This is a genomic window from Micromonospora sp. NPDC049101, from assembly GCF_040648675.1.
Lineage (GTDB): Bacteria > Actinomycetota > Actinomycetes > Mycobacteriales > Micromonosporaceae > Micromonospora.
In genome coordinates this window covers 74,543-88,477 of the sequence record NZ_JBEZED010000012.1, presented here as the reverse complement: position 1 = coordinate 88,477, position 13,935 = coordinate 74,543, and the positions used below count along the sequence as shown (strand labels likewise).

At 71.2% G+C, this 13,935-nt stretch carries 13 protein-coding genes and 1 tRNA gene; 10 read left to right on the top strand and 4 right to left on the bottom strand.

Features of this window, described 5'->3' with window-relative positions:
* Positions 1-19: 19 nt before the first annotated feature.
* Together AB0B57_RS18375 and AB0B57_RS18370 are read right to left on the bottom strand one after the other, a co-directional pair.
* Positions 20-1,297 carry an MFS transporter gene (locus AB0B57_RS18375; RefSeq protein WP_357070630.1) on the bottom strand — a complete coding sequence of 426 codons (1,278 nt, stop codon included), beginning with the start codon at positions 1,295-1,297 and terminating at the stop codon, positions 20-22.
* Entirely contained in the window at positions 1,294-2,643 is a 1,350-nt protein-coding gene (locus AB0B57_RS18370; RefSeq protein ID WP_357070627.1) for a GH1 family beta-glucosidase, read from the bottom strand. Before AB0B57_RS18370 ends, AB0B57_RS18375 begins: the two co-directional genes overlap by 4 nt.
* 188 nt (positions 2,644-2,831) lie before the next feature.
* On the opposite strand from AB0B57_RS18370, the gene AB0B57_RS18365 reads away from it, so the two are divergent.
* Positions 2,832-3,278 (top strand): SRPBCC domain-containing protein, encoded by a 447-nt coding sequence (locus tag AB0B57_RS18365; protein ID WP_088988232.1) that lies wholly within the window; start codon positions 2,832-2,834, stop codon positions 3,276-3,278.
* Positions 3,279-3,537: 259 nt separating this feature from the next.
* Here the strand turns inward: AB0B57_RS18365 and aceE are convergent, their stop codons facing one another.
* On the bottom strand, positions 3,538-6,276 hold the full coding sequence (aceE, locus tag AB0B57_RS18360; protein ID WP_357070623.1) for a pyruvate dehydrogenase (acetyl-transferring), homodimeric type: 2,739 nt from the start codon (positions 6,274-6,276) through the stop codon (positions 3,538-3,540).
* Positions 6,277-6,454: 178 nt separating this feature from the next.
* Here aceE and AB0B57_RS18355 point away from each other — a divergent pair, with 178 nt between their 5' ends.
* From AB0B57_RS18355 to AB0B57_RS18325, 7 genes are all read left to right on the top strand, one after another.
* A complete protein-coding gene (locus AB0B57_RS18355) occupies positions 6,455-6,934 on the top strand; it encodes a hypothetical protein (RefSeq protein WP_357070620.1) in 480 nt (159 codons plus the stop codon).
* A gap of 26 nt (positions 6,935-6,960) precedes the next feature.
* Positions 6,961-7,365, top strand: a complete 405-nt coding sequence (locus tag AB0B57_RS18350) for a YjbQ family protein (protein ID WP_357070617.1) — start codon at positions 6,961-6,963, stop codon at positions 7,363-7,365.
* 373 nt (positions 7,366-7,738) lie between these two features.
* Entirely contained in the window at positions 7,739-8,143 is a 405-nt protein-coding gene (locus AB0B57_RS18345) for a MarR family winged helix-turn-helix transcriptional regulator (RefSeq protein WP_357071037.1), read from the top strand.
* Between the two features lie 51 nt (positions 8,144-8,194).
* Positions 8,195-11,062 carry a thiamine pyrophosphate-dependent enzyme gene (locus AB0B57_RS18340; RefSeq protein ID WP_357070614.1) on the top strand — a complete coding sequence of 956 codons (2,868 nt, stop codon included), beginning with the start codon at positions 8,195-8,197 and terminating at the stop codon, positions 11,060-11,062.
* Between the two features lie 112 nt (positions 11,063-11,174).
* A complete protein-coding gene (locus AB0B57_RS18335) occupies positions 11,175-11,612 on the top strand; it encodes a DUF3052 domain-containing protein (protein WP_272612865.1) in 438 nt (145 codons plus the stop codon).
* 89 nt (positions 11,613-11,701) lie between these two features.
* On the top strand, positions 11,702-12,166 hold the full coding sequence (locus tag AB0B57_RS18330) for a peroxiredoxin (protein ID WP_357070610.1): 465 nt from the start codon (positions 11,702-11,704) through the stop codon (positions 12,164-12,166).
* Positions 12,167-12,243: 77 nt separating this feature from the next.
* Positions 12,244-12,315, top strand: a tRNA-Val gene (locus AB0B57_RS18325).
* A 271-nt stretch (positions 12,316-12,586) separates the two neighbouring features.
* Here AB0B57_RS18325 and AB0B57_RS18320 read toward each other — a convergent pair.
* Complete coding sequence (locus tag AB0B57_RS18320; RefSeq protein WP_357070607.1) at positions 12,587-13,174, bottom strand: TetR/AcrR family transcriptional regulator; 588 nt, start codon at positions 13,172-13,174, stop codon at positions 12,587-12,589.
* Between the two features lie 74 nt (positions 13,175-13,248).
* Here AB0B57_RS18320 and AB0B57_RS18315 point away from each other — a divergent pair, with 74 nt between their 5' ends.
* Both AB0B57_RS18315 and AB0B57_RS18310 read left to right on the top strand, forming a co-directional pair.
* Positions 13,249-13,665 carry a nuclear transport factor 2 family protein gene (locus AB0B57_RS18315; protein WP_357070604.1) on the top strand — a complete coding sequence of 139 codons (417 nt, stop codon included), beginning with the start codon at positions 13,249-13,251 and terminating at the stop codon, positions 13,663-13,665.
* Positions 13,662-13,865: a heavy-metal-associated domain-containing protein gene (locus AB0B57_RS18310; protein ID WP_357070601.1), complete on the top strand. Its 204-nt coding sequence runs from the start codon at positions 13,662-13,664 to the stop codon at positions 13,863-13,865. The genes AB0B57_RS18315 and AB0B57_RS18310 overlap by 4 nt, the downstream gene beginning before the upstream one ends.
* Positions 13,866-13,935 lie beyond the last annotated feature (70 nt).

Sequence of the window (13,935 nt, the reverse complement as noted above, 5' to 3'; positions counted from 1 at the left end):
TTGGCCACGCCCCCCTGACTCACGGCACCGAACGGATCTTCACCACCAGGGCGCTGCCGATCAGGGTGACCACGGCGGTGACCGCGTAGAGCGTGGGGTAACCGCCCAGGTACACCACGAGCGGGGCGGACAGGGCCGGCCCGAGCACCTGCGGCGCGGAGTTGGCGATGTTGATGACGCCCAGGTCCTTGGCCCGGTCGGTGGCCCGGGGCAGCACCTGGGTGATCAACGCGGCGTCCACCGAGAGGTAGACGCCGTAGCCGGCGCCGAGCAGCAGCGCCGCGACGATGGCCATCGGCCAGACCGGCGCGACCGCGAGCAGCAGCGCCGCCACCGCCATGATCAGCCCGGAGACGATCACGTAGATCTTGCGGCGTCCGGAGCGGTCGGACATTCGGCCGGCCACCACCGCGGTCAGCATCATGCCGAGCGTGTAGAGCAGGATCAGCACGAGCAGGCCACTCTCGGGATCGGCGTGGTGCACCCCGTCGGTGAGGAAGTACAGCAGGTAGAGGGTGCCCAACGCGTTGCCGAGCTGGACCAGGAACCGGGTGAGCCAGGCCCAGGCGAAATCCGGGTGCCGGCGCGGGCTGATCCACATCGAGGCCAGCAGCGCCCGGGTGCGCACCACGGGCCGATGGGTACGCGGCAGCGGCTCGTCGGGAGTGAGCAGCGCGAACGGCAGCGACAGCAGCAGGATGGCCACCGCGATGGCCAGGTAGCCGGCGGCGTTGCCGGTGACCACGGCGGTGACCAGCACCGCGCCGAGCACCAGCCCGAGCGCCTGCGGGATGCCCACCCAACCCGAGACGCCGCCGCGTTGCGTCACCGGCACCCGGTCCGGGATGGCCGCGCTGAGGCTGGCCAGCATCGCGTTGAAGCAGACCTGCGCGGCCACCCAGCCGAGGGCGACCCCGAGGATGGTCCGCTGCTGGGCCAGCAGCACCAGGGCCGCCGCGCCGAGCAGGGCCCCACCCGCCGTCCAGACGTGCCGACGACCGAACTCGCGGCCGGCGATCCGCAGGCACGTCCGGTCGGAGAACGCGCCGGCCAGGGGGTTGGCGAGCACCGCGGCCAGCGCGCCGAGGCCGGTGACCACGGCCAGCATGTTCTCCTTGTCGCCCGGTGCGATCTGCTCGATCTGCTGCGGCAGCAGCACCTGGATGGGCGTGAAGAACGCCATCCACACGCCCAGGTTGGCGGCGAAGATCAGACCGATCCAGCCGCGCCGCACCGGAACCGTCGGCTCGGCGAGCGCCGCCGGCAGCGACGCCGGCGTCGGGTCCAGGGTGGTCACCGCGCCGACCCGCCCCGGGAGGCCGCGATCACGTCCCGCAACCAGGTGTACGACGACTTCGGCGTACGCGTCTGGGTGGCGAAGTCCACGTGCACCAGACCGAAGCGCTTGGTGAACCCCTCGGCCCACTCCCAGTTGTCGAGCAGCGACCAGACGAAGTACCCGCGGACGTCCACCCCGTCGTCGATGGCGGCCCGGACCGCCCGCAGGTGCCCGTCGAGGTACGCGATCCGCTCCGGATCTGCCACCTGCCCGTGGGCGTCGGGTGCGTCGTCGTACGCGCAGCCGCCCTCGGTGATCTCGATGGGCGGCAGCGCGTCGCCGTACGTGTCGCGGAGCCAGCCGAGCAACTCGTGCAGCCCGTCCGGGGCCACCGGCCAGTCGAAGGCGGTACGCGGATAGCCGTCCAGCGGCACCAGGTCGAACGGCAGTGGTGAACCCTCCTCGGCGGCCCGTACACCCGTGGGGTTGTAGTAGTTGACCCCGAGCACGTCGATCGGCGCGGCGATGGTGTCCAGGTCGCCGGGGTGGACGATGCCCGGGTCGAAGCCGGGCAGCTCGGGGTAGCCGCGACCGAGCAGCGGATCGGTGAAGAGCCGGTTGTGCAGCACCTCGTACGCGGCCCCGGCGGCCCGGTCGGCGTCCCGGTCGCCGAGCACCCGCACCGGCGAGTAGTTGTTGGCGATCGCCACCGGGCTGCTGGTGTGCGATCGCAGCGCGGCGACGGCGAGCCCGTGCCCGAGCAGTTGGTGGTGGGCGACCGGGAAGGCGTCGAAGAGCAGCGCCCGGCCGGGGGCGTGCTCGCCCATGCCGTAGCCGAGGCTCATGTGGATGAACGGCTCGTTGAGGGTGATCCAGAGCCGGACCCGGTCGCCGAGCCGGGCGGCGGTCAGGTCGGCGTACTCGGCGAAGCGGGCGGCGGTGTCGCGGTGCAGCCAGCCGCCGGCGTCTTCGAGCGGTTGCGGCAGGTCCCAGTGGTACAGGGTGGCCACCGGGTCGATGCCGGCGGCCAGCAACTCGTCCACCAGCCGGTCGTAGAAGTCCAGGCCGGCCGGGTTGGCCGGGCCGGTGCCGGTGGGCCGCACCCGGGGCCAGGCGATGGAGAACCGGTACGCGGACACGCCCAGTCCGGCCAGCAGCGCGACGTCCTCGGTGTGCCGGTGGTAGTGGTCGCAGGCCACCGCGCCGCTGCTGCCGTCGCTGATCCGGCCCGGGGAGTGCGCGAAGGTGTCCCAGATGGACGGACCGCGTCCGTCGGCCGTGCTGGCACCCTCGATCTGGTGGGCGGACGTGGAGACGCCCCAGCGGAAGCCGGCGGGGAACTCGGGCATCGGTGCGGTGGACATGCGCCCTCCCGATCAACGTGAAATGTGTTCGGGACTTTAGGGCGCTCTCGATGAATGCGCCATAGGCCGGCCTGGCGCAATCCGCAATGGTTGATCGGCGTGTCTTTTTCCGAACCCGTCCAGGTAAGTCCGATTTAGCGCATAGAGTGCCGATATCGTGGGATGTCCTCACCGGAGGAAGACGGAAAATGATCCTCGTTGAACGCAGTGCGCACGTGGCGGCGCCAATTGAAGTGGTCTGGGATGTTGTCCAGCGGGCCGAGCAGTTGCCGGCCTGGCTGGCCGGGGTTCGCGCGGCCGAAGTGCTCTCGGGTGAGGGCTTCGGCCGGCGACAACTGGTCCAGGCGGGGCGCGGCTCGGCGCATGAGGCCGAGGTGATCGCCTACCAGGAGCCGACGTTGATCGGCTGGCGGGAACGGGCCAAGGGCGCCGGCTCTCGGGCGGAGGCACGCACCGAGATCTACGTCCAGCTCACCACCGATGAGGAGGAGGGCGGGACCATCGTGCGGCTCATCGTGGTCCGCTGGCCGGCCGGCCCGGTCAAGGCGGCCCTGCTGCGCCTCGGACTGCGTCGGGTCGGCGCCGACCTGGAGGACTCGCTGGCCCGGCTCACCGACCTGGCCGCCGTCGGCTGACGAGCGCCCATCCTCCCGGCGTCACCCGCGACGGCGGTGGTCCGGATCCCCGCCAGGGCCCCCGGACCACCGCCGCTCCGTACCCCACCCCCACCCCCGCCCCAGCTTGGCGTCGATCATGGACTTGTGGTGCCGGGAAAGGTGCGATTCAAGCGCTTCGTCCACCACCACAACTGCATGATCGACGGGTGCAAGTGGGGGCAGGCATGACGAAAGGCCCGGCGCGCAGCGTCGGGCCCTTCGTCGATGGTGCTGGGGTCTAGCTGTCGCCGCCGGTCTCGCCCACCGGGGCGGCGTTGACGTCGTCGATCGCGTACTTCTTGGCGGCCTCGGCCGGGATCGTGGCCGCGACCGCGCCGCTGCGGGCGAGCTGCCGCAGCGTGGCCACCACGATCGACTCCGCGTCGACGTGGAAGTGCCGACGCAGCGCGTGCCGGGTGTCCGACATGCCGAAGCCGTCCGTGCCGAGCGACGTGTAGTCGCCGGGCACCCAGCGGGCGATCAGATCCGGTACGGCACGCATGAAGTCGCTGACCGCGACCTTCGGCCCGTCCGCGTCGGCCAGCTTCTGCTGGATGTACGGGATCTTCGCCTCGGCACCCGGGTTGAGGAGGTTGTACTCCTCGGTCTCCACCGCGTCGCGGCGCAGCTCGGTCCACGAGGTCACCGACCAGACGTCGGCGCCCACCCCCCAGTCCTGGGCGAGCAGCTGCTGGGCCTTGAGCGCCCACTGCATCCCGGTGCCCGAGGCCAGCAGGTTGGCCTTCGGGCCGTCGACCTGCGGGGCCGGCGCGTAGCGGTAGATGCCCTTGAGCAGGCCCTCCACGTCCACGTCGGCCGGCTCGGCCGGCTGCAACGTCGGCTCGTTGTAGACCGTCAGGTAGTAGAAGACGTTCTCCTGCGCGTCCCCGTACATCCGGTGCAGGCCCTGCTCCAGGATGTGTGCGATCTCGTACGCGAACGCCGGGTCGTACGCGACCACCGCCGGGTTGGTGGCGGCGATCAGCAGGGAGTGCCCGTCCTCGTGCTGGAGGCCCTCACCGTTGAGCGTGGTCCGACCCGCGGTGGCGCCGAGCAGGAAGCCCCGGGCCATCTGGTCGGCCGCGGCCCACAGCCCGTCGGCGGTCCGCTGGAACCCGAACATCGAGTAGAAGATGTACATCGGGATCATCGGCTCGTCGTGCGTGGCGTACGCCGAGCCGGCCGCGGTGAACGAGGCCACCGAACCGGCCTCGTTGATCCCCTCGTGCAGGATCTGCCCGGAGGTCGACTCCTTGTACGACAGGAACAGCTCCCGGTCGACCGAGGTGTAGCGCTGGCCGTGCGGCGAGTAGATCTTCGCGGTCGGGAAGATCGAGTCGAGGCCGAAGGTGCGGGCCTCGTCCGGGATGATCGGCACCCAACGCTTGCCGAACTCCTTGTCCTTCATCACGTCCTTGAGCAGACGGACGAAGGCCTGCGTGGTGGCCACCTTCTGCTTGCCCGAGCCGCGCTTGATGTCGGCGAACCGCTCCGGGCCGGGGATGGCCAGCCGCTTCGTGCTGGTCCGCCGGGACGGCAGGTAACCGCCGAGCTGCTCGCGCCGCTCCTTCAGGTACGCCAGCTCCTCGGACTTCTCACCCGGGTGGAAGTACGGCGGCAGGTAGGGGTTGTCCTCCAGCGCCTTGTCCGGGATGTCCAGGTAGAGACGGTCGCGGAAGGTCTTCAGATCCTCCAGCGTCAGCTTCTTCATCTGGTGGGTCGCGTTGCGGCCCTCGAAGTGCGAGCCGAGCGTCCAGCCCTTGATCGTCTTCGCCAGGATGACTGTGGGCTGACCGGTGTGCTCGGTGGCCGCCTTGTAGGCCGCGTAGAGCTTGCGGTAGTCGTGCCCACCCCGCTTGAGGTTCCAGATCTCGTCGTCGCTGAGCGGCTCGACCATCTTGCGGGTCCGTGCGTCCCGGCCGAAGAAGTGCTCCCGCACGTACGCGCCCGACTCCGCCTTGTAGGTCTGGTAGTCGCCGTCGGTCGTGGTGTTCATGAGGTTGACCAGCGCGCCGTCGGTGTCCGCGGCGAGCAGCGGGTCCCACTCGCGGCCCCAGACGACCTTGATCACGTTCCAGCCGGCACCCCGGAAGAACGCCTCCAGCTCCTGCATGACCTTGCCGTTGCCCCGTACCGGGCCGTCCAGCCGCTGCAGGTTGCAGTTGATCACGAAGGTGAGGTTGTCCAGCTCCTCGCGGGCGGCCACGCCGATGGCGCCGAGCGTCTCCGGCTCGTCCATCTCGCCGTCGCCGAGGAACGCCCAGACGTGCTGCTGGGAGGTGTCCTTGATGCCGCGGTGCTGCAGGTACCTGTTGAACCGGGCCTGGTAGATCGCGTTCAGACCGCCGAGGCCCATCGAAACGGTGGGGAACTCCCAGAAGTCCGGCATCAGCCGCGGGTGCGGGTACGACGGCAACCCACCACCGGGGTGCGACAGCTCCTGGCGGAACCCGTCGAGCTGGTGCTCGCTGAGCCGCCCCTCCAGGAACGCCCGCGCGTACATGCCGGGGGAGGCGTGGCCCTGGTAGAAGATCTGGTCGCCACCGCCCGGGTGGTTCTTGCCCCGGAAGAAGTGGTTGAAGCCCACCTCGTAGAGCGACGCGGAGCTGGCGAAGGTGGAGATGTGCCCGCCGACGCCGATCTCCGGGCGCTGCGCCCGGTGCACCAGCATGGCGGCGTTCCACCGGACGTACGCCCGGATCCGCCGCTCGACGTGCTCGTCACCCGGGAACCAGGGCTCGCGCTCGGACGGGATGGTGTTGATGTAATCGGTGGTGGTCAGGGGCGGAACCCCGACCTGGCGCTCACGGGCCCGCTCCAGCAGGCGCAGCATGACGTAGCGGGCGCGCTTGGCTCCGCGTTCGTCGATGACACCGTCAAGCGACTCGACCCATTCGCTTGTCTCGTCAGGGTCGATGTCCGGAAGCTGGCTCGGTAGGCCGTCGCTGATCACCGGGCGCTTGCGTTCCGTAGCCACAGGCGTTCCCTCGGTTGTGTGTGGGATAGGTCTCTAGCGCCATCCTGCCCCCTGGTGGCACCCCTCGTCACGTCTAGGCCCCCCGGACGCGATGCTGAACACAGGTACCCGCCGGTAACTTAACGCGACGGCCCGGTGAAACCTGAGCGGTTTGACCGGCACTCCTACCGTCGGCACCATGAACGGACGTTCTGTCGCGATTGCCGCCAGCATGATCGTTGTCGGGGTGGCGGGCCTGGTCATCGGCGTGTTCGCCCTCGCTGCCGGCAACACCTGGCCGACGGTGGGACTGATGGCCCTCGGGGCCCTGCTGGTCGTGTTCGGCGTGGTCCTGCTGCGGCAGACGAGCCGCGCGGCCCGCGTGAGCGGCCAGGACGGAGGTCGCCGTCGCCGCCGTCCGGACTCGGACGGCGCCGCCGGGTACCCCCTCTACCCGATGCCCGCCGGGGACGCCGGGAGCGGGCACGTCGACCGCCAGCGCGACGGCGACCACGACCGCTCCGACGGTACGCAACCGGTCGGCGGCGACTCCGGGGGAGGCTGGTCCGGCTGGGGCTGGTCCAGCGGTGACTCCGGCGGGGGCTCGTCCAGCGGCGGTGACTCGGGTGGCGGTTGGTCCGGCGGCGGCGACTCGGGTGGCGGTGGCGGCAGTTACTGACCCCGCTCTCCGGCAGAATGCGACGTATGCGCAGCGACGTGATCACCGTCCAGACCGGGTCCCGGCCGACCGTCCGGGACATCACCGCCGAAGCCCAACAGTTCGTCTCCGGGGAGGGCGACGGCCTGCTGCACGTCTTCGTGCCGCACGCCACGGCTGGCCTGGCGATCATCGAGACCGGGTCGGGCTCCGACGACGACCTGCTCAGCGCGCTGGACGACCTGCTCCCCACGACGGACCGCTGGCGGCACCGGCACGGCTCACCCGGCCACGGTCGGGATCACGTGCTGCCGGCGTTCGTCCCGCCGTACGCCACGCTGCCGGTGCTCGGCGGGCGTCTGGCGCTGGGCACGTGGCAGTCGATCTGTCTCGTCGACACCAACGGCGACAACCCCACCCGCCAGGTCCGCTTCTCCTTCCTCCCCGGCTGACCGCTCTCCCCGGCTGACCGCGCCAAGATCGTGTTCGATCCTCGTTCTAGTGGTGTCGGCCGGTGCACCACCGCCAGGCGAGGTGCACCACCGCGGGTGCCGACCGGCCGGTGAGCAAGTCCCGGCACAGTCGGCGTGAGACGTGCACCGAGGTGCAGTCGTCGCCACCGGACGGATGGGCGAACTGCTCCTGGTCCGTTCCGGTCGGTCCCGGCGCGGGCGGCGTCGCCGCGGTGGGCGGCGTGCGCGAACCCGATCGCCGAGCTCCGCGACCGGGCGCCGTGCGTACGATGTGGACGTGACGCAGGAGGCGGGGCCCGCAACCGGTGGACCGGTGGATCGGGCTGGCCTCGCCGACGATGTGGTGCGTCGGATGACGCAGGTGATCACCGCGCTGCGGCACCGGCAGGGCGTCGCGTTCGCTCAGTTGGGGCTCACCCCGGCGGCGGCCCGGGCGTTGCGCGAACTGGACCCGGACCACCCGCTGCCCGCCCGTGACCTCGCCGGTCGACTGGGCTGCGACCGGTCGAACGTGACGGTGCTCGTCGACAAGCTGGAGCAGGTCGGGTTGGTCGAGCGCCGCACCGACCCGGCGGACCGCAGGCAGAAGACGTTGGTGGTGACCGAGCGGGGACGCGTCGAACGGGACCGGGTGACCGAGGTGATGTCCGACTCCCGACTCCTGTCCGGGCTGACCGACCGGGAGCTGAGCACCCTTCGTGACCTGGTCCGGAAGATGTCCGACGAGGACTGTTCGGAGCCCTGCGGGCCGGAGTGAGTCGACAGGCGCCAACCGTGTCCCACTGGGCGACACTGGCTCTCGTCGGTAATGCTGTCCCACGTGACGACCCCGCAAGATCTCGACGACCGGTTCCGGGAGACGCTGGCGGCGCTGCCCGCCGCGGTGCGGCGGCGTGACCCCGCCGACCCGGTCAGCGACGATGCCCCACTGACCGGGGCGCAGGTGCTGGACCTGTTCGACGCGCAGGTGACCAGCCGGCAGCTCGACCTGGCCGGCCGTTGGCTGCGCGGCTTCGGCGAGGGCTTCTACACAATCGGCTCGGCCGGGCACGAGGGCAACGCCGCGGTCGCCGCCGCGCTGCGCCCCACCGATCCGGCGCTGCTGCACTACCGCTCCGGCGCCTTCTACTGCGTCCGCGCCGCGCAGGCCGCCGCCGATTCGGCAGCGACCGTGGGTTCGGCCGCGACCGCCGACCCGAAGCAGTCCGGACCCGTGCCGTCCGGACCCGTGCCGTCCGGACCCGTGCCGTCCGGACCCGTGCCGTCCGGACCCGTGCCGTCCGGTTCCGTGCCGTCCGGTTCCGTGCCGTCCGGTTCCGTGCCGTCCGGGTCCGTGCCCTCCGGGTCCGTGCCGTCCGGCTCAGTGCTGACCGGGTCTGTGCTGTCCGGTTCCGTGCCGGCCGACTTCGAGCGCTCCGAGTCCCGGCCGACCGACCGCGAGGCGCGCGGCCGCGAGTCGACCAGCGCCGAGTGGCGCGGCCGCGAGTCGGCCGGCACCGAGTGGCGCGATCGCGAGTCGGCCGGCACCGAGTGGCGCGATCGCGAGTCGGCCGGCACCGAGCGGCCCGATCGCGAGTCGACCAGCGCCAAGCGGCCCGACCTTGAGAGGCCCGACAGCGAGGCGACCGACCCCGAGTCGACTGGCCGCGAGGCGACCGAGCGTGATCCCGCCGGGTCCGCGTCGGCGGTCGGCGGGTTCGCGGCGTACGAGGACGCGGCCCGGGACGTGCTGCGCGGGATGGTCGCCTCCAGTCAGGAGCCGATCGCGGGCGGCCGGCACAAGGTGTTCGGCCGGGCCGACCTGGCCATCGTGCCGACCACCTCCACGATCGCCTCGCACCTGCCCCGCGCGGTCGGGATGGGACTGGCCGTGGAGCGGCTGCGCCGGCTGGACAGCGTCGGGCGGCGTACCGGGGCCGGGGTGCGGGTCGGCGGCGGTGCGGGCCCCGCGTCCGTTCCGTGGCCCCCGGACGCGATAGTGGTGTGCTCCTTCGGCGACGCCTCGGTCAACCACGCCACCGCCACCGCCGCGTTCAACACCGCCGGCTGGTACGACCACGCCGGCCTGCGCATCCCGGTGCTCTTCGTCTGCGAGGACAACGGGCTGGGCATCAGCGTCCGCTCACCGGAGGGCTGGGTCGAGGCGACCCTGCGGGCGAAGCCGGGCATCCGCTACTTCAGCGCGGACGGGGCCGACCCGGTGCAGACGTACGCGGTGGCGGCCGAGGCGGCGGCCTGGGTGCGCCGCAACCGGCGGCCGGCCGTGCTGCACCTGCGCACGGTACGGCTGATGGGACACGCCGGTGCGGACGCGGAGTCGGCGTACCGGAGCACGGCCGAGCTGGCCGAGGAGCTGGACCGGGATCCGGTGGCCGCCACCGCGCGGCTGCTCGTCGATGCCGGTGTGGCCACCGGCGAGGAGCTGCTGGCCCGGTACGACGAGACCGGCTGGCAGGTACGCCGGCTGGCCGAGGAGGTGCTGGGCGAGCCGAAGCTGGCCTCTGCGGCCGACGTGGTGTCGGCGCTGGCCCCACGCCGTCCGGTGCGGGTGGCGCGGGCGGTGGCCGACGCCGCGGCGCGGGCCAGCGGGCCGGGCGCCGGCGCCCGGGTCGAGGCGTTCGGCGGTAAGCCGCCGGAACTGGCCGGCCCGATGAGCCTGGCGCAGAGCATCAACGCGGCGCTCGCCGACGGGATGCTCGACCACCCGCAGATGGCGATCTTCGGGGAGGACGTGGCCGCCAAGGGCGGTGTGTACGGGGTGACGAAGGGGCTGCGCGACCGTTTCGGGGCGGCCCGGGTCTTCGACACCCTGCTGGACGAGACGTCGGTGCTCGGGCTGGGCCTCGGGGCCGGGTTGGCCGGGATGCTGCCGGTGCCGGAGATCCAGTACCTGGCGTACCTGCACAACGCCGAGGACCAGCTGCGCGGCGAGGCGGCGACCATGCAGTTCTTCTCGCGGGGGGCGTTCCGCAATCCGATGGTGGTCCGGGTCGCCGGGCTGGCGTACCAGGAGGGTTTCGGCGGGCACTTCCACAACGACAACTCGGTGGCCGTACTCCGGGATGTGCCAGGTCTGGTGGTCGCGGTGCCGGCGCGGCCGGACGACGCGGCGCCCATGCTGCGGACCTGCCTGGCCAGCGCGGCGGTGGACGGCAGCGTCTGCGTGTTCGTGGAGCCGATCGCGCTCTACCACACCCGTGACCTGTACGCCGAGGGCGACGGGGAGTGGCTGGCGGCCTACCCGGAGCCGGGCGCGTGGGTTTCCGGGCACGTGCCGATCGGTCGGGCCCGCGTCTACCGGGTCGGCTCGGCCGACGACCTGACCATCATCACCTTCGGTAACGGGGTGCGGATGTCGCTGCGGGCCGCTGCGGTCCTCGCCGAGGAGGGGGTGGGCATCCGGGTGGTGGATCTGCGCTGGCTGGCCCCGCTGCCGGTGGCCGACATCATCCGGGAGTCCTCGGCGACGGGACGGGTGCTGGTGGTGGACGAGACGCGCCGCTCCGGTGGGGTCGGCGAGGGGGTGATCGCCGCGCTAGTCGACGCCGGATATGTCGGTGCCGCGCGGCGCGTGGCCGGAGTTGACTCGTTTGTACCATTAGGTCCAGCAGCACGTCATGTTCTGGTCTCGGCGGAAGCCATTACCGACGGTGCCCGTACGCTGCTGGCACGGTAAATTCCGTTGCACCCGGTGCGCCACTTGCGCGCGGACGCACAAGTGTGTGGACTTTGCCTGACGGCGTCGCACCGACGCCGCGAGCAGGGACGAGATGAGGAGGCACGCGACAGTGAGCGCGACCGCTGGTCAGGCCGCCGACGGGGTACGCAGCCTGGCGGACCGGTTCGGAATGGAACCGGGGATGGTCGTCATGGAGATGGGGTACGACGACGACGTCGACCAGGATCTCCGGGACGCCCTGACCGACCGCTGTGGAGAGCTGGTCGACGAGGACACCGACGAGGTGGTCGACGCGGTGCTGGTTTGGTACCGCGACGGCGACGGTGACCTTTTCGAACTTCTCGTCGATGCCCTCGGCCCGCTGGCCGACAACGGGGTCGTGTGGCTACTCACCCCGAAGGCGGGGCGTGACGGGCACGTCGAGCCGAGCGAGGTCGCGGAGTCCGCGCCCACCGCCGGCCTTCAGCAGACCTCGACCGTCAACGCCGGCCGGGACTGGAGCGGCGCACGTCTGGTGCTGCGCCGAGGGGCCAAGGCCAAGAAGTAGCCCGCGCCGTTTCGCCGGCCCGGCGGTCCGCACCGTCGGGTGGCAGGCTGGTGCCGTTCCCCCCGACTCGACCCCCGAGGAGATCACGCATGCCCATCGAGGTTGGTGCCGAGGCACCGGACTTCGTGCTGAAGGACCAGAACAACCAGGAAGTCCGACTCTCGGACTTTCGGGGCAGGCGCGCCGTGCTGCTGGTCTTCTACCCGTTCGCCTTCACCGGCACCTGCCAGGGCGAGCTGAGCGAGGTGCGGGACAACCTCGACGCGTACGTGAACGACGACGTCCAGGTGCTGACGGTCAGCGTCGACTCGGTCTTCAGCCACAAGGTCTGGGCCGACCGCGAGGGCTACCAGTTCCCCCTGCTCGCCGACTTCTGGCCGCACGGCGCCGTCGCCCAGGCGTACGGGGTCTTCAACGACAACGCCGGCTTCGCCAACCGGGGCACCTTCCTCATCGACAAGGCCGGCGTGGTCCGCTACACCGAGATGAACGGCCCGGGCGAGGCCCGCGACCAGCAGGGCTGGCGCAAGGCCATCGCCGAAGCGACCAGCTGACCGGGGTACGCCGTGCGCCGAGGTCGGCGGCGAGCAAGGTAAGCTTGCCAGCCACCGGCCCGCCGCACGGGCGATCCGGGCGCGTAGCTCAGTGGGAGAGCACTCGCCTTACAAGCGAGGGGTCGCAGGTTCGAAACCTGCCGCGCCCACCTTCCGACACGTGAGCGCCGAGGGCTGCCGGATCACCGGTGGCCCTCGTCGTCTCGTGACCCCGTGGCTTCCGCTCGCTGTCCACCCCCGCGGCACTCCTCGGGCGGGGCGTAGGCGCGAATGGTGCCGTTGTGCCGCGCGGCTTTTCCCTGTGCGATGAGGGGCACGAGACGTTTACAGACGGGGCACCGGCCTTGCTGGGGCTGCGAGCGCTGCGTCACAGTGCCTCCCAGGTAGGCCGTTGCACATCAGACTAGCGTCCGAACATGATCACCCGCTGGGGCGCAGCAGCCTGATCAGGACGGTACGCAGCGCGTCGGCGGCCTCGGTCCGGGTCATCCGGCCGGCGTCGACCTCCTCGCCCACGGCGTGGCCGATCTTGATGGTCATCGTGGCGAGCAACCCGGCCGGCAGTCCACTGTCGAACTCGCCGCTCGCCTGTCCGCGCCGAATCACCCGGGTGATCCGATCGGCGACCGGCACGTGGCGTTCCTCGTCGACCTGCGGACTCACCGGCAGTGCCGCGATCTGCTGGATCAGGACTGGATAGCGCTCGGCGATCTGGGCGCCGGCCGTGAGGACGCGGGTGAGCGCGTCCGTGGCGGGTCCGTGGTCCGGGTCGGCGGCGTCCATCGCGGCGACGGCCTCGTCGGTGATCCGTCGGACGACTGCCGCCATCAGCTGCTCACGGGACGGGAAGTGGGCGTAGACGGTCTGCCGGGTGACACCGGCGGCGCCGGCGATGGCGTCGAGGCTCGCGTCGGGCTGCGCGTCGAGCAGTCGGATCGCCGCGTCGAGGATCGCGCCGCTGTTGCGGCGGGCGTCGGCGCGGCGGTTGCGATCTGCTGAGCCACTCATCTCTTACACCTTGCCAAAGTTGTCGAGGATCGATATTTTACAAGCTGTAAAGGATCGACCGAACGGTAGGTGAGATGACCGCTTCCGACGGCACCGCCCCGAAGGAGTTCATCGCGAACTTCTTCACCTCTTTCATGAGCGAGCTGGTTCACGGCGACGAGGACCCGGCCACTGTCGTCGACCGCTATCACACGCCCGACATCGTGCAGGTCGCCGACGGCCACCTGATGGACCGCGCCAAGCTCATCGCACACTCGCGCCCGGCGCGCAAGCACCAGACCGGCGCCCGGTGGGAGGTGCACGAGGCGATCGCGGCCGGGGACCGGATCGCCGCCCGCTACACCCTGCACTTCCAGACCTCCAAGCGGGAGGGCAGCGTGGACGTCCACTTCTTCGGGCAGTTCGCTGCCGACGGGCGGATGCGCCGGGCTCACATGCTGACCCGTTCGGTGCCCGTCGAGGCGCCTGCCCGAGGGCAGTCGCCGCCATGACCGTCAGCAGCTATCGGGTGATCGGTATGGCCTGCGGGCACTGCGCGGGCTTCGTCACCGAGGAGATCGAACGGATTCCCGGTGTCACCGCCGTGGCGGTGGACGTCGAATCCGACACCGCCACGGTGACGAGCGACCGCCCTCTCGACATCGCCGAGGTGCGCGCCGCAGTCGAGGAAGCCGGCTACGAACTGCCCTGACGTCTCGACGGCAGCTCCGCTCGTCCGCCAACAGCAGCTCGCCCGACCCGGGACCACCCGTGGCTTCACC